The sequence below is a fragment of the Serratia sp. Je.1.23.a genome, from assembly GCF_051129805.1.
Taxonomy (GTDB): Bacteria; Pseudomonadota; Gammaproteobacteria; order Enterobacterales; family Enterobacteriaceae; genus Serratia; species Serratia liquefaciens.
The window spans coordinates 33,348-48,046 of record NZ_JBCPSR010000007.1; the positions used below are offsets into that span (position 1 = coordinate 33,348).

At 55.7% G+C, this 14,699-nt stretch carries 14 protein-coding genes; 6 read left to right on the forward strand and 8 right to left on the reverse strand.

The genetic code is table 11. The features are described 5' to 3' along the window. Window positions 1-17: 17 nt before the first annotated feature. The 5 genes from pstB (at window position 18) to AAZT04_RS20800 (ending at window position 4,087) form a co-directional block, all read left to right on the forward strand. Window positions 18-788: a phosphate ABC transporter ATP-binding protein PstB gene (pstB, locus tag AAZT04_RS20780; RefSeq protein ID WP_369982368.1), complete on the forward strand. Its 771-nt coding sequence runs from the start codon at window positions 18-20 to the stop codon at window positions 786-788. 11 nt (window positions 789-799) lie between these two features. Beyond that, window positions 800-1,534, forward strand: coding sequence for a phosphate signaling complex protein PhoU (gene phoU / locus AAZT04_RS20785; RefSeq protein WP_020837725.1), 735 nt, complete (start codon window positions 800-802; stop codon window positions 1,532-1,534). A 166-nt stretch (window positions 1,535-1,700) separates the two neighbouring features. Next, complete coding sequence (locus tag AAZT04_RS20790; RefSeq protein WP_044554285.1) at window positions 1,701-2,540, forward strand: ABC transporter substrate-binding protein; 840 nt, start codon at window positions 1,701-1,703, stop codon at window positions 2,538-2,540. A gap of 79 nt (window positions 2,541-2,619) precedes the next feature. Further along, complete coding sequence (locus AAZT04_RS20795) at window positions 2,620-3,345, forward strand: amino acid ABC transporter permease (protein ID WP_129982612.1); 726 nt, start codon at window positions 2,620-2,622, stop codon at window positions 3,343-3,345. A gap of 1 nt (window position 3,346) precedes the next feature. After that, on the forward strand, window positions 3,347-4,087 hold the full coding sequence (locus AAZT04_RS20800; RefSeq protein WP_048759323.1) for an amino acid ABC transporter permease: 741 nt from the start codon (window positions 3,347-3,349) through the stop codon (window positions 4,085-4,087). Here the strand turns inward: AAZT04_RS20800 and yieH are convergent. Continuing rightward, on the reverse strand, window positions 4,080-4,745 hold the full coding sequence (yieH, locus tag AAZT04_RS20805) for a 6-phosphogluconate phosphatase (protein ID WP_129941912.1): 666 nt from the start codon (window positions 4,743-4,745) through the stop codon (window positions 4,080-4,082). The genes AAZT04_RS20800 and yieH overlap by 8 nt on opposite strands. 349 nt (window positions 4,746-5,094) lie before the next feature. On the opposite strand from yieH, the gene AAZT04_RS20810 reads away from it, so the two are divergent. Continuing rightward, window positions 5,095-6,432, forward strand: coding sequence for an NCS2 family permease (locus AAZT04_RS20810; protein WP_020837732.1), 1,338 nt, complete (start codon window positions 5,095-5,097; stop codon window positions 6,430-6,432). Between the two features lie 37 nt (window positions 6,433-6,469). Here AAZT04_RS20810 and AAZT04_RS20815 read toward each other — a convergent pair whose 3' ends face one another. The 7 genes from AAZT04_RS20815 to yidC all read right to left on the reverse strand — a co-directional run bounded on the left by AAZT04_RS20815 (window position 6,470) and on the right by yidC (window position 14,698). Next, entirely contained in the window at window positions 6,470-7,519 is a 1,050-nt protein-coding gene (locus AAZT04_RS20815) for a hypothetical protein (RefSeq protein WP_041415130.1), read from the reverse strand. Between the two features lie 96 nt (window positions 7,520-7,615). Next, window positions 7,616-8,182 carry an NADPH-dependent FMN reductase gene (locus AAZT04_RS20820; protein WP_020837735.1) on the reverse strand — a complete coding sequence of 189 codons (567 nt, stop codon included), beginning with the start codon at window positions 8,180-8,182 and terminating at the stop codon, window positions 7,616-7,618. Between the two features lie 179 nt (window positions 8,183-8,361). Beyond that, entirely contained in the window at window positions 8,362-9,087 is a 726-nt protein-coding gene (locus AAZT04_RS20825; RefSeq protein WP_434681576.1) for a 4'-phosphopantetheinyl transferase family protein, read from the reverse strand. A 96-nt stretch (window positions 9,088-9,183) separates the two neighbouring features. Continuing rightward, entirely contained in the window at window positions 9,184-10,497 is a 1,314-nt protein-coding gene (locus tag AAZT04_RS20830; RefSeq protein WP_197821462.1) for a lysine N(6)-hydroxylase/L-ornithine N(5)-oxygenase family protein, read from the reverse strand. A gap of 142 nt (window positions 10,498-10,639) precedes the next feature. Further along, window positions 10,640-11,440: an MBL fold metallo-hydrolase gene (locus tag AAZT04_RS20835; RefSeq protein WP_197821463.1), complete on the reverse strand. Its 801-nt coding sequence runs from the start codon at window positions 11,438-11,440 to the stop codon at window positions 10,640-10,642. A 154-nt stretch (window positions 11,441-11,594) separates the two neighbouring features. Continuing rightward, window positions 11,595-12,959: a tRNA uridine-5-carboxymethylaminomethyl(34) synthesis GTPase MnmE gene (mnmE, locus tag AAZT04_RS20840; RefSeq protein WP_115060915.1), complete on the reverse strand. Its 1,365-nt coding sequence runs from the start codon at window positions 12,957-12,959 to the stop codon at window positions 11,595-11,597. 101 nt (window positions 12,960-13,060) lie between these two features. Beyond that, window positions 13,061-14,698 carry a membrane protein insertase YidC gene (gene yidC / locus AAZT04_RS20845; RefSeq protein WP_020837770.1) on the reverse strand — a complete coding sequence of 546 codons (1,638 nt, stop codon included), beginning with the start codon at window positions 14,696-14,698 and terminating at the stop codon, window positions 13,061-13,063. Between the last annotated feature and the right edge of the window lies 1 nt (window position 14,699).

Below are 14,699 nucleotides of genomic sequence, written 5' to 3' on the forward strand. Positions count from 1 at the left end.
GAGAAGTCTTGATGAGTATGGTTACTGACGCTTCCAGCAGCAAAATTCAGGTACGCGATCTGAACTTCTACTATGGCAAATTCCATGCGCTGAAAAACATCACGCTGGATATCGCCAAGAACAAGGTCACCGCGTTTATCGGCCCGTCCGGCTGCGGCAAATCTACCCTGCTGCGCACCTTCAACAAAATGTATCAGCTTTACCCCGAGCAGCGTGCCGAAGGTGGCATTCTGCTGGATGGGCAGAACATTCTGACCGACAACTCGGATATCGCACTGCTGCGTGCCAAGGTCGGCATGGTGTTCCAGAAGCCGACGCCGTTCCCGATGTCGATTTACGACAATATCGCCTTCGGCGTGCGCCTGTTTGAAAAGCTGTCACGTGCCGACATGGATGAGCGTGTGCAGTGGGCCTTGACCAAGGCGGCGCTGTGGAACGAAACCAAGGACAAGCTGCACCAGAGCGGTTACAGCCTGTCGGGTGGCCAGCAGCAACGTCTGTGCATCGCCCGCGGCATTGCCATTCGTCCGGACGTGTTATTGCTGGACGAACCTTGCTCGGCGCTGGATCCGATTTCCACCGGTAAGATTGAAGAGCTGATCAGCGAACTGAAGTCTGACTACACCGTGGTGATCGTAACCCACAACATGCAGCAGGCCGCGCGTTGCTCCGACTCCACGGCATTTATGTATCTGGGCGAACTGATCGAGTTCAGTGATACTGATAACCTGTTCACCGCGCCACAGAAAAAACAGACCGAAGACTACATCACCGGCCGTTATGGTTGATAGGATGCATCATGGATAACCTGAATTTAAATAAGCACATTTCCGGCCAGTTCAACGCAGAACTGGAGCATATCCGCACCCAGGTATTGACCATGGGCGGGCTGGTGGAACAGCAACTGACCGACGCTATCACCGCGATGCACAATCAGGACGGTGAATTGGCCAAGCGCGTGATTGAAGGCGACGCCAAGGTCAATATGATGGAAGTGGCGATTGACGAAGCCTGCGTGCGGATCATCGCCAAACGCCAGCCGACCGCCAGCGACCTGCGTCTGGTGATGGCGATTATCAAAACCATTTCCGAGCTGGAACGCATCGGCGACGTGGCGGACAAGATTTGCCGCACCGCGCTGGAGAAATTCTCGCACCAGCATCAGCCACTGCTGGTCAGCCTGGAGTCGCTTGGTCGCCATACCGTGCAGATGCTGCACGACGTGCTGGACGCCTTCGCGCGCATGGATTTGGATGAAGCTATCCGCATTTACCGCGAAGACCGGAAGGTCGATCAGGAATATGAGGGCATCGTACGCCAGTTGATGACCTACATGATGGAAGATACGCGTACCATCCCAAGCGTGCTGACCGCGTTATTCTGTGCCCGTTCGATCGAGCGTATCGGTGACCGCTGCCAGAACATTTGCGAATTTATCTTCTATTTCGTCAAAGGTCAGGACTTCCGTCATATCGGTGGCGACGCGCTGGAAAAGCTGCTGTCATCCGACGGAAAAGACGATAAAAAAGAGTAATTTCCCCCGAGAGTTACCCCTGAAGGCGCAGAAAACTGCGCCTTTATGCTGTTTAAAACCCTTAAAGACAAAAAGGTTATAAATATAGCTTTTTATATTATTTCCTGACCTAAGTGGGTCTTGCTAGCTTAGCAGCCAGCAGGACATCAACCCTTAGGAGCTCCCCATGAAACATCGCGCTTTGGCCTTAACCTTATTAGCCAGCCTGACCAGCCTCGCCACCGGTGCCGCGCATGCGGACAAACTCGATGACATCAAGAAAGCCGGCGTAGTGCGTATCGCGGTGTTCGACAGCAATCCGCCGTTCGGTTATATCGACCCGCAAAGCAAAAAGCTGGTGGGTTACGATGTGGATGTCGCCGATGCGATCGGCAAAGCGCTGGGCGTGAAGGTTGAGCTGCGAGCCACCAACCCGGCCAACCGTATTCCTTTGCTGGTCTCGAAAAAGGTCGACCTGATAGCCGCTAACTTCACCATTACCGACGAGCGCGCCAAGGAAGTGAACTTCAGCGTGCCGTATTTCGCCACCGGCCAGAAATTTATCGCCCATAAAGGCGTACTGAAAACCCCGGAAGACATCAAAAAGCTGCGCATTGGCGCGGACAAAGGCACGGTGCAGGAAATTACCCTGCGCGAACATTATCCGACGGCGAAAGTGATCTCTTACGACGACACCCCGCTGGCGTTCGTGGCGCTGCGTAACGGTAACGTGCAGGCGATCACCCAGGATGACGCCAAGCTGGTGGGCCTGCTCGGCAACCTGCCAGCCGCCCAGAAAGCTGACTTCGAGATCTCGCCGTTCAGCATTACCAAAGAGTACCAGGGAGTCGGCATTCCCAAAGGCGAAGATCGCCTGACCGCCAGCGTTAACGACACGCTGATCAAACTGGAAAAGGACGGCGAAGCGGTGAAAATCTACAATCGCTGGTTCGGGCCGGAAACCAAAACGGCTCAACCGCGCGGCGATTTCACCATCGCCCCCCTGGATCAGCAGCCTAAGGCCTGATTCTGCGGGGTCGTGAAGTCAGAACGGAGGGGCGCAGCTTGCTGCGCCCTTGGCGCATGGTGCAAAACAAGGATTAGGCATGAATCTGCAACAACTCTCAGACTGGCTGCTGGCGCCGCAGTATCTGAGCTGGTTATGGGATGGCTTCCTGCTGACGCTGTGGCTTTCCGCCTGTGCGAGCCTGGCAGCCACGCTGTTGGGATTTTTACTGACAGCGATGCGTGACAGCCGCCTGAGGGTGCTGCGCTGGCTGGCGGTCGGTTACAGTTCACTGTTTCGCAATACGCCGCTGCTGGTGCAGCTGTTCTTCTGGTATTTCGCCGCCGGGCAGATTTTGCCGTCTGCCGCCATGCAGTGGCTGAATACGCCACACCACATCGGCCCGTTTGAGTGGCCCTCATTTGAATTTCTGGCCGGTTTCTTTGGCCTGACGCTTTACTCCACCGCTTTTATCGCTGAAGAGATCCGCTCCGGCATCCGTGGTGTCGCCAGCGGACAAAAGTACGCCGCCAACGCGCTGGGGCTGACCGGATGGCAGGCCATGCGTTATGTGGTCCTGCCGCAGGCGCTGAAAATTGCCATGCCGCCGCTACTGGGCCAATACATGAACGTAATAAAAAACTCCTCGCTGACCATGGCGATCGGCGTCGCTGAACTTTCCTATGCTTCGCGTCAGGTAGAAACCGAGACGCTACGCACCTTCCAGGCCTTTGGCGTGGCGACGGTGTTGTATATCGCCATCATTGCGCTATTGGAAGGCTGGGGCATGTGGCGGCAGCAGCGTAAACCGCTGGGAGGACATTAAGATGGATTTCAGCATCATTTACGACAACCTGGGATATCTGCTGTGGGGCACCTGGCCGGATGGGCCGCTGGGGGGCGCGGCGCTGACACTGGCTATCAGCCTGATGGCGGGGGTGGCTTCGGCTATTCTCGGCACGCTGCTGGGGGTGGCATTGGCGATGTCACGCGGCGTGGTGGCCGGGCTGTTGGCGGCGATTTTGGGCTTTTTCCGCGCAATTCCGGTGATCATGCTGATTTTCTGGACCTATTTCCTGCTGCCCATCGTTTTTGGCGTAGATATTCCTGAAATTACCACGGTGGTTTGCGCTCTGGCGTTGATCGCCTCCGCCTATCTGGCGCATGCGGTGAAAGCCGGCATTGCCGCCATCGGGCCGGGGCAGTGGCAGGCCGGGTTATCGTTGGGGCTGACCCGCTGGCAAACGCTGTGGTTGATAGTGCTGCCGCAGGCGCTGCGCATGATGGTGCCGTCGTTTATCAACCAGTGGATTTCGCTGATCAAGGACACCTCCCTGGCCTATATCGTTGGTGTCAGTGAGCTGACCTTTCTGGCGACACAGGTCAACAACCGCAGCATGGTGTATCCGATGGAGGTATTCCTGTTTATCGCGTTGGTGTACTTCGTGTTCTGCCTGGCGTTGGATCTGCTGGCCAATGCGATCAATCGCCGCTACAGCCCGCAGACCCGGGCTGTAAAACGGTCATGGCGCTGGTGGCGCAACAAACCGCCGTTGCCGGCTAGTTAGTCAGCTGCCAGCCGCGTTCACGCCAGAGCGCCGGCAATTGCGCCAGATTGTCGAATACGGTGACCAAGGGGTGATCGATAGGTTTATTGTGCGGATCGGCGCAGAAGTAAAACACCGGGATCCCGGCGGCGATCCCTGCCTGTGCACCGGCGGCGGAATCATCCACCAGGATGCAGCGCTCCAACGGCACCTGCATTTTTTCAGCGGCGTGGAACACAATGGCCGGATCCGGCTTCCAGCGTTGGATGTCATAGCCGCTGAACAACCGGTCATCAAAATAGTGCAGCATATCGGTCAGGCCGAGCGAGTGTTGCATTTTGCTGACCGGGCCGTTGGAAACCGTGCACATTGGCACCTTCACCTGCGCCAACAGTTCACGCGCCCCGGCGATTTGTTGCAGCTCGCTATCGAACAAGCGGGCCACTTCCTGGCGGTACAGCGGTTCAAGCTCTTCCTTTGCCAGCGTGGTGCCCTGTTCTGCATTAACCTGTTCGATAATTTCGTACAGCTTCACTCCTTTGAATTTTCTGAACACGTCGTCCAGCGACAGGTGGATGCCGAAGTGGGCAAACATGTGCACATAGGCTTTACTGCACAGCACTTCGCTGTCCACCAGCGTGCCGTCGCAATCAAACAAAATACAGTCAATCTGGTTCATCAGCGTCAGTGTCCTTCGAGTCAACAGCGATAATGCCACTTTAACCGCATCAGGCAGGATTGCGACTCCTGAATCCTGGTTTTCCGATGAATATCAGCAAATACAACCTGTTGGGGTTTATGGCCGTAAAGACGGCGAAAAAAACCTGTGATCAGCATCAAAACCCTGACTTTTTGTTATATACCCGGCATACTTGAAGCCGCATCTGTGTTGGCTGCGAACGCTCACCCCAGTCACTTACTTGAGTAAGCTCTTGGGGATTCGCGTTCTTGCCGCCGTGATGCGACTCCAATTATTTTGGGTATAGGATAGCCGGCGACTGTCCATTCCCCTCTTCGGAATTCTGATAATGAGCAAACCAGTATCTGGCCTTGACGTCGAGCAAGGCTTGCTTGGGCGCGTGTTTAAACTCAAGCAACATGGCACTACGGCGCGTACGGAAACGATTGCCGGTATTACCACCTTTTTGACCATGGTGTATATCGTGTTCGTTAACCCCCAAATCCTGGGCGCGGCGGGCATGGATACGCAGGCGGTGTTCGTGACAACCTGTCTGATTGCCGCTTTCGGCAGCATTTTCATGGGCCTGCTGGCGAACCTGCCAGTAGCGCTGGCACCGGCGATGGGCCTCAATGCGTTCTTCGCGTTTGTGGTGGTCGGCGCAATGGGCATCTCATGGCAGATCGGCATGGGTGCCATTTTCTGGGGGGCAGTCGGTTTATTGCTGCTGACCATTTTCCGCGTACGCTACTGGATGATTGCCAATATTCCGATGAGCCTGCGGGTGGGCATTACCAGCGGTATCGGTCTGTTTATCGGCATGATGGGGCTGAAAAATGCCGGTATCGTGGTGGCTAACCCGGACACGCTGGTGACCATCGGCAGCCTGACTTCGCACAACGTGCTGCTGGGTGCGCTGGGCTTCTTTATCATCGCGGTATTGTCTTCACGCAACTTCCATGCGGCAGTGCTGATTTCTATCGTGGTGACTACGCTGATCGGCTGGGCGCTGGGCGATGTGAAATACGGCGGCGTATTCTCGATGCCTCCTAACATCACGTCGGTAGTGGGTCAGGTTGATCTGGCCGGGGCGCTGAATATTGGCCTGGCCGGGGTGATTTTCTCCTTTATGCTGGTCAACCTGTTCGACTCCTCTGGTACCTTGATTGGCGTAACCGACAAGGCCGGGCTGACTGACGACAAGGGTAAGTTCCCGCGCATGAAGCAGGCGCTGTATGTCGACAGCATCAGCTCGGTAGCCGGTTCCTTTGTCGGCACTTCTTCGGTTACCGCCTACATTGAAAGCTCCGCCGGGGTGTCTGTCGGCGGCCGTACCGGCCTGACCGCCGTGGTAACCGGTATCCTGTTCCTGTTGGTGATTTTCCTGTCGCCGTTGGCGGGTATGGTGCCGGCTTATGCCGCAGCCGGCGCGCTGATCTACGTTGGCGTGCTGATGACATCCAGTTTGGCGCGGGTGAAGTGGGATGACCTGACCGAAGCCGTTCCTGCGTTCGTCACGGCAGTGATGATGCCATTCAGCTTCTCGATCACCGAAGGTATTGCGCTCGGTTTTATTTCCTACTGCGTGATGAAGTTGGGGACCGGTCGCTGGCGCGAAATCAGCCCATGCGTGGTGGTGGTGGCGCTGCTGTTTGTGCTGAAAATTGTGTTTGTAGACGGCCATTAATACGGCAAGGGCCGACGCTGGTCGGCCCTGTTATCTTTTAGGCACCCGGCGTTGCGTCGGGCGCCTGCTGCAACATCCACTGTAAAGGCCGTTTAAAACGGGCCTGCCAGCCGCCGTCAGGGTTCTCTCCCTGAGAAAAATGCAGCGTTTCTACCTGGTTATTCTCACTGAACAAATTGGCGAAATGCATCGCCAGCGCCTGATCGCTGAAGTTTTGCCGATCGTAATACGCCACCACCAAGCGCTTATTGGTCGCCAGCGATTGCTGAGCCTGCTTGATCTCACCATTGGGGGCGATCAGCATCGCGCCGGCATATAGCTGGGGATATTTGGCCAGCAGATTGGCCGCGTGCAGCGCTCCTTGCCCACGGGCGGTGAGGTAGACCTGCTGCGGGTTGAGTTTTAGTTCTGCGGCCGGTTGCAAAGCCCGCCGGATCGCGCTTTGGGTACTTTCGTCACTGTAATTCGACCAGCGGAAGCTGTTCTCCGACAGCATCTGGGTACCGTTGATCTCAACATAGGCCACGCCCATCTCGCTAAACAACAAACGCTCTTCGGGTGTGATGCCGGCGCTCTTGCCGTAGGTATGCAGGTACACCACCGTTGGCCAGCCGCCGGCAGGCGGTGTGCCTTCAGGAATGGCGTAGCTGGCTTTGCCTTCGTACCAATGCGCATGTTGCAGGTAGCGGGCTTTGGTGACCGCCAATATTGATTGATAGGTCCTGCTGTGCTGAATGCTATTGAAGGCGTCGTCCTCCAACAGGTTGTAGTAATACCACAACCCGCGATCGGCACTCAGCTGCAGATAGCGCTCCGCCAGTTCGGTTTGGCCCTTTTCCGCCGAAGAGGCCGCCAGTTGATAGGGGGCCCATATGTTCCGCCCGTCTTCGCGCATCAGCGTCAGGTACAGCGACATGGCCGCGATCTTTTTGTCTTCCTGGCCCTGGGCGGTGCGCGGGTATTGGGCATTCAAAGGGCTATGTACCGGCAGCTCGATCGGCTCTTCTCCGGCGGGATAACGCATTTCTGCGGCTGATAATGGTCTGGTGATGAAAGCCAGTAATATGGCTAAAATGAGAAAATACATAATTTTATGACTTTAATTTTAATGGGTTATAAAGCGATCTCTCATAAGAATGACGCCTTCAGTCAATTTTCTGCCGAAGGCGTCTGTAAAATAATCTTACTTCAGTCGACGAATATAATCACTGAATGCGGACAACTGGCCGGTGAGGAAGTCCAGCGTGCCCTGATCAATCAACTCCCCAGCCTGAGCATCCACTTTATTCTGGATCACGCCGCCCATAAATTCCGGTTTGTTCATCACCATGGCATCGAGAAACACCAGGATCTGGCGCAGGTGATACTGGCAGCGCGCGCCGCCAATCGGCCCCATAGAGCTGGTCTGAATGGCTACGGGTTTACCGGCTAACGGCTGGTTTGGCAGGCGGGACAGCCAGTCGATGGCATTTTTTAACCCGCCCGGCACCGAGTAGTTATATTCCGGGGTAACGATGATAACGCCGTCCGCCTGTCGGATTTGCTCTGCGATCGCTTCCACTGCAGCAGGGAAACCTTCTTCCTGTTGCACATCGGCATCATACAGCGGGATATCACGGATTGAAGGAAGCGCTTCGATGGTGACGCCTTGTGGCGCAAGGCCCGGTAGGGCATTGGCGACCATGGCGTTGTACGAGCCTTTACGCAGGCTGCCGAGCAGGGTAACGATTTTTAATGCTTGGTCTGACATGGTGATTCTCCCTTTCGAATGAACAGATTCAGCTTAGAACATCAGGGGATAGTAGGGCAAAGCTGCAGGAGAGAATAGATGATTGCTGAATATTTAGCTGACTTTACAGTTTTATGCAGGAATTTATGCGTTAAAGAAAGTTTTATCTCAGGGGTTCGTCGCAGTGTAAGCGGCCGATGTCAGCGGTGAAGTGCCAGGCTGGTCAGTTTGATAAAGCGGGTGGAACTGGCCGGTGCTCGTGGAGAGATCTCGCCGTTTTTCTGCAGGCCTTTATTGGCTTCATACTGCCAGCATACCAGACGTTCCAGGCTGGGTTCGCGCGCGCAAGCCCAGCTCAGATATTCGTCGGCATCGCTCATCACCTGAACCTGGGGGGTGATGCTGGATCGCAGGTGGCCGGAAAAAGGGTGCAGCAGCAGCGACGATTGCCCGCTGTTACCCAGGCCGGAAATTTTCAACACGCTTTGACGGATGCTCCACAGCTGCGTTTCCGCCTCCAGCCGATCGTATTGTGCACTGATCCAGGCACTTTCTACCGGCGTTTGAAATTGGTCTTGCAGCCTTTTCTGTTGCCCGCCCCGGGCGCGCATGACTTCAATATCCAGCCCCACCTTGCCTTCATCGCTTAACAAAACCCCTACCGTATCGCTGGCGTAGGCCAGGCTGAAATCGGGCAGGTGGTTATCGACAAAACAGGGACGGCCGGTAGGTGTGGTAGCGATGGGGGGCAATGTCGGCAGACCGTAGAGATAAAACATCATTTCGGCGAGCAGGATACGCCCCTGCAGAAAGCGTTGGCGGCGTTTAATGGAAAAAGCGGTGGTAGCAGCAACGACCTCGGCGGAGAGCCTCCGGGTATCCAGTGCGGTGGACGTGGGGATCCATCGGGCAAAATGACACGCCATTATTCACTCCATACCAGAGGGGTCGCTGAAAACGCAGGGGAGTTAGATTAAGCATAAGTCGAGGATTTATCATCAAAAAACAGTATGCGTTTTATCCTATTTATCTGTTTGAGTAATATCATCGTCCGGGGCAGCGCCGCTCCACCATTGGATCAGCGAGGCGTTTGGTGCCAGATCAAAATGGGGTTTACCGAGCAGATGATTCAGAATGCGTGCTGAGCGCCAGGCCATCAGGCTAAGCCCGCCTTCCGCGCTGCCGTGGCTGTGGATACCGGCATTCACCGCATAAATGCGATTCTGCTCAGGCCCCTGCCATTCGAGGTTAAAATCGGGCAGTAACGGCAAGTGCTGTTGTTCGTCGAAAGGAATGCGTGGCAACAGGGGTTTTAAATAGGCAGGGAGTGAAGGGCGATAACCGGTTGCTAAAATGACGACATCGGCATTGAATCCTTCCTGGCGATTTTCAAGGCCGTGTCGGGTTCGCAATTGGAACCCTTTGCCTGTCGGCTCGATCGCCAGCAGAGTGCGATGCGGCAAAAGGCGCACGTTGCGCGGCTGGTGCATCACATCGAAACGCATATAAAGCTCCCGGTACAAAGTACGTAGCGTATGGTTACTAATACCGTCGGACGGCAGTTTCTGAGTCTTGAGTTCGCGCTCGCGGATATCCTGCGGCAGCGTATAGAAATAATCGACGTACTCCGGGGTGAAATATTCATTGGTGAAGGCAGACTCGTCCAGCGGCTGAAAATTGGGCCGACGGGAAATCCAGTCGAGCTGTGCCGGTTCGCCCCAGTGCCCCCGCAGCGCGTTCAGAAAAATATCGGCACCGCTTTGGCCGCCGCCAATCACCGCCACCCGCTTACCGGTCAGATCCGGATTACGCAGGCCGATTTCGGCGGCATGCAGGCAGTTTTCCCCCAGCGCCGGGTAAAACTCCTCAGGCAGCCAGGGGTCGTGGCCGGTGCCCAGACAGATATTCTTCGCCCACAGGGTTTGGTCGAGGGTGCGTACTTTGAACAGCTGTTTGTCATCGTCAAAATCAATGCTCTCAACCGACTGTGAAAACTGTAACCCTTCTAATCTATTACAGGCCCAGCTCAAATAGTCGGAGAACTCTTCGCGGCTGATAATTTGCTGTTCGGTAATCAGAAAACGATAAATTTTTTTCTGCTCGACCAGGTAATTGATAAAGGAGAATTGGCTGCGAGGCGTTACCGCCGTAACCAGGTCCTGCAACACATAGGTCTGCATATAGGCGGAAGGGAGCAGCATGCCGGGATGCCAACGGAAGCTGGCGTTGCGATCGAGAAAGGCATAATTCAGTGCACCACTTTCATAGGCCAACGCCGCCAGGCTGAGGTTGAAAGGGCCAAGGCCGACGCCGAGTAAATCCAGTGGTTCATTCATTTTTTCTTATCTCTTTGATGGAAATTGCTGAGATAAGCTTAGGTGAGTTTTAGCAAGAAGGAGGAGAAAGCAGGCGTTTGTCGGGGGTTCTTCCTGCCAGATTCTGTAGCAGGAAGCGAAAACCAGCTGGCTTGTTAACGTCTTATTCCAGCACGAAAGTGTCTCCGGTCGCGGGTGACACCACCTCCGGTAACCACAGGCGCCCCCAGGTTCCGGTGCAATGGCATCCCATTAATTTCTCCGGTTTTTGCTGATGAAGAAAATGTCTTACCCGCCATAGGGTGCGCGGCGACGCGCAGCGCAGATGAAAACCGCCGATCAAAGCGTGGATCCGATCGATCCCAGTGATTTTCTGGCAGTGACGCACGATGTGAATGATCCCGCGATGCCCGCAACCGGTAATAATCACCAACCCGCGATCGGATTTATAAATCAGCACGCCTTCGTCGATGACATAGTCCACTCCTGCATTTTCCCCGACAATCACTCCATAGGCGCGCGGTGCGGGTACTGCGATTTCGCCTGACCACATAAAACGATCGCTGATAGACAGTGGTTTGCGGCTGTACTCCATGCGGTGGCGTGAGTAATCGATATCCAAAGAGAGCTTTTTGATTTTGCGGGTGTGGCCCAGTACCTTCAGCGCCGCATAGCGTTCGTCGCCGATCTGCGGATGGCAGATAATGCGGCTGCCGTCAGGCAGCCAGGTGACGCCGCCGCAGTGGTCATAGTGGCCATGAGAGAGCACGGTTGCGGTTATTCTGGAGAGATCTACGCCCATCAGCCGCGCATTGTGCAGGAAACTGCCGTCAGGGCCGGTATCAAATAAAACGCTGGCAGTTTCATCCTGAAGCAGCAGGCTTAAGCCTGCCTTGGCCAGCAGTGACGGATTGGCGCTGGCGGCGCGGCGGTTTTCCAGCAGCACCTTGAAGGTTAATGCCATCTTTGCTCGTTCCTGAGAAGGATCCCTGACCCACCAGTATATCTAGGGAGTTATGACGGCTCTGTGAGCCAAGGCGCAGAGCGGGGCAAAGAAAAACGGCCAGAACAAAGGTTTATCCTGGCCGTGAATAGGTCGCTTGTTACGTTACCGCCGCTTATTTACCAATGCAGAAGCTGGAGAAAATGCGTCCCAGCAGGTCATCTGAGGTGAATTCGCCGGTGATTTCACTCAGTGCTTGCTGCGCCAGTCGCAATTCTTCGGCCAGCAGCTCCCCCGCGTAAGCACTCACTAACTGTTCTTTGCCCTCGACCAGATGCTGGGCTGCTTGCTCAAGCGCCTGCAGGTGGCGGCGACGTGCCAGGAAACCGCCTTCCATATTGCTGGTGAAGCCCATACTCTGCTTCAGGTGGTCCCGCAGCAGGTCGATACCTTCACCGGTGCGCGCCGACAGGCGAATAAGTGAGTGACCATTTACTTCTGTCATGCCCAAGGGTTCACCGGTGATGTCGGCTTTGTTACGTACTACGGTGATCGGCAGACGATGCGGCAGACGTGCCATAAACTCCGGCCAAATCTCTGCCGGTTCGGTTGCCGCGGTGGTGGTGCCATCGACCATAAACAGCACGCGGTCGGCCTGTTCGATCTCGTTCCACGCACGTTCGATACCGATACGCTCCACTTCGTCGCTGGCTTCGCGCAGGCCGGCGGTGTCGATGATGTGTAAAGGCATGCCGTCGATGTGAATATGCTCGCGCAGCACGTCGCGAGTGGTGCCGGCGATATCGGTGACGATAGCCGCTTCGCGACCGGCCAGTTCGTTCAACAGGCTGGATTTACCGGCGTTAGGACGCCCGGCGATCACCACTTTCATCCCTTCGCGCAGCAGGCTGCCCTGACGCGCTTCTGCGCGTACGTTGGAAAGAGAGGCCATGACTCCGTTGAGCTGCGCCTCGATTTTACCGTCAGACAGGAAGTCGATTTCCTCATCCGGGAAGTCTATCGCTGCTTCTACATAGATTCGCAGGTGAGTAAGTGCTTCCACAAGCTGGTTGATGCGGGTGGAGAACGCCCCCTGCAGCGAGTTCATGGCAGAACGTGCCGCCTGCTCGGAACTGGCGTCGATCAGGTCGGCAATCGCTTCGGCCTGCGCCAGGTCCAGCTTGTCATTAAGGAAGGCACGCTCGGAAAATTCGCCGGGACGGGCGATACGCACGCCGGGCAGCGCCAGTACGCGTTTGAGCAGCAAATCGAGGATAACCGGCCCGCCGTGGCCTTGCAGTTCCAGCACGTCTTCGCCGGTAAACGAGTTCGGGCCAGGAAACCACAGCGCGATGCCCTGGTCCAGAGTGGCGCCTTCGGCATCACGGAACGGCAGGTAATCGGCGTAACGCGGCTTCGGCAGTTTGCCGAGCAGGGCCTGGGCTACGTCTTTGGCGCCACGGCCGGAAATACGCAAAATGCCGACGCCGCCGCGTCCCGGCGGGGTGGCTTGGGCTACGATGGTATCGGTGGTGCTCATAGTGATTCTCTCTGACGATTCAATATGCAAAAAGGCGGTCTTAATGACCGCCTCTTATCTTTTGCTGCAAGGGTTCAGCGCGCCGAACCCCTACAATACGCTTAGGTCTTTTTCTTGTCGCGGCTGTGCAGGCCACGTTTTTCCAGGCCGCGGTAAATCAGCTGCTGCTGGAGGATGGTCACCAGGTTACTGACGATGTAGTACAGCACCAGACCTGACGGGAACCACAGGAAGAACACTGTGAAGATCACCGGCATAAAGGTCATGATTTTCTGCTGCATCGGGTCAGTGACGGTGGTTGGTGACATCTTCTGGATGAAGAACATCGTCACGCCCATCAGGATTGGCAAGATGTAGTACGGGTCTTGCGCCGACAGGTCATGGATCCACAGGGCGAACGGCGCATGGCGCAGCTCAACCGAGCCCATCAACATGTAGTACAGCGCCAGGAAGATTGGCATCTGGATAACCAGCGGCAAACACCCACCCAACGGGTTCACTTTCTCAGACTTGTACAGCGCCATCATTTCCTGGCTCATGCGCTGTTTGTCATCACCGATACGCTCACGCATCGCCTGCAGTTTTGGCTGCAGCATGCGCATTTTGGCCATCGAGGTGTACTGCGCTTTGGTCAGCGGGTACATGATGCCACGCACGATGAAGGTGATGATGATAATTGAGAAGCCCCAGTTACCGATAAAGCCGTGGATAAACTTCAGCAATTTGAACAGCGGCTGAGAGATGAACCACAACCAACCGTAATCCACGGTCAGATCCAGGTGCGGCGCCAGTTGGGCCATCTGGTCTTGCAGTTCCGGCCCCACCCACAGGGTGGCATTCAGCTGCTGCTGCGCACCAGGCTGCACCACTACCGGAGTAGATTTGAAGCCAATGGTGGACAGGTTATCGCCAGGTTTGGCGGTATAGAAGGTGTTGCTGCCTTGCGTTGCCGGCACCCATGCGGTGGCGAAGTACTGTTGCAGCATGGCAACCCAACCGCCCTGCGTGGTGACACTCAGGTTTTCGTCCTTATCGAACGCATACTTCTGATATTTGTCTTCGCTGGAAGAGTACGCCGCGCCACGGAAGGTGTGCAGAGCGAAGTTGTTGCTGCCGGTGTCACGGTGCTTAGGCAGCTCGGTCGTCTGCTTCAGTTGGCCGAACAGGGTCAGTTCCAGCGGGGTGGTGCCTTTGTTGTCGACGTTGTAGTCAACAGCAACCGCGTAATGATTACGCTTGAGCACGAAAGTCTTGGTGTAGATAGCGCCGTCTTTACCGGTAAAGGTCAGCGGAATGCGCAGCTCTTCCTGGCCTTCCGGCAGGGTGTAGCTGTCCTGCGCCGCCTGGAACAGAGGACGTTCGCCGTTTGCCGGGTTATCCGGGCCGTTTCTGCCGGTCAGGCCGCTTTGCGCCTGATAAACAAATGACGGTGTGGTTTCCAGCAGTTGGAATGGCGTCGATGAACCCAGAGTGTCCGGGTAAGCCAACAGTTTAGCCTGCTCGATATCACCACCACGGGTGTTGATGGTCAGCGACAGCACGTCAGTATTAACGGTAATCAGTTTACCCTGACCACTGGCTGGAACTGCTGAGCTTGCGGCATCACCGGTAGCAGTGTTCGAAGTCTGTTGCGTGGTCTGGGCGACTGGTTGCGGAGCGTTGTCCGTTTGCCAGGCTTGCCAGATCATGAAAGACACGAACAGCAGAGCGATGAGGAGAAGATTGCGTTGCGAATCCATC

What these genes read in the sequence shown, in the direction of transcription:
- yidC (WP_020837770.1), bottom strand. Translation starts at nt 14,698, where the DNA reads ATGGATTCGCAACGCAATCTTCTCCTCATCGCTCTGCTGTTCGTGTCT.
- AAZT04_RS20810 (WP_020837732.1), top strand. Translation starts at nt 5,095, where the DNA reads ATGAGCAAACCAGTATCTGGCCTTGACGTCGAGCAAGGCTTGCTTGGG.
- AAZT04_RS20830 (WP_197821462.1), bottom strand. Translation starts at nt 10,497, where the DNA reads ATGAATGAACCACTGGATTTACTCGGCGTCGGCCTTGGCCCTTTCAAC.
- AAZT04_RS20835 (WP_197821463.1), bottom strand. Translation starts at nt 11,440, where the DNA reads ATGGCATTAACCTTCAAGGTGCTGCTGGAAAACCGCCGCGCCGCCAGC.
- mnmE (WP_115060915.1), bottom strand. Translation starts at nt 12,959, where the DNA reads ATGAGCACCACCGATACCATCGTAGCCCAAGCCACCCCGCCGGGACGC.
- phoU (WP_020837725.1), top strand. Translation starts at nt 800, where the DNA reads ATGGATAACCTGAATTTAAATAAGCACATTTCCGGCCAGTTCAACGCA.
- yieH (WP_129941912.1), bottom strand. Translation starts at nt 4,745, where the DNA reads ATGAACCAGATTGACTGTATTTTGTTTGATTGCGACGGCACGCTGGTG.
- AAZT04_RS20825 (WP_434681576.1), bottom strand. Translation starts at nt 9,087, where the DNA reads ATGGCGTGTCATTTTGCCCGATGGATCCCCACGTCCACCGCACTGGAT.
- pstB (WP_369982368.1), top strand. Translation starts at nt 18, where the DNA reads ATGGTTACTGACGCTTCCAGCAGCAAAATTCAGGTACGCGATCTGAAC.
- AAZT04_RS20820 (WP_020837735.1), bottom strand. Translation starts at nt 8,182, where the DNA reads ATGTCAGACCAAGCATTAAAAATCGTTACCCTGCTCGGCAGCCTGCGT.
- AAZT04_RS20790 (WP_044554285.1), top strand. Translation starts at nt 1,701, where the DNA reads ATGAAACATCGCGCTTTGGCCTTAACCTTATTAGCCAGCCTGACCAGC.
- AAZT04_RS20800 (WP_048759323.1), top strand. Translation starts at nt 3,347, where the DNA reads ATGGATTTCAGCATCATTTACGACAACCTGGGATATCTGCTGTGGGGC.
- AAZT04_RS20815 (WP_041415130.1), bottom strand. Translation starts at nt 7,519, where the DNA reads ATGTATTTTCTCATTTTAGCCATATTACTGGCTTTCATCACCAGACCA.
- AAZT04_RS20795 (WP_129982612.1), top strand. Translation starts at nt 2,620, where the DNA reads ATGAATCTGCAACAACTCTCAGACTGGCTGCTGGCGCCGCAGTATCTG.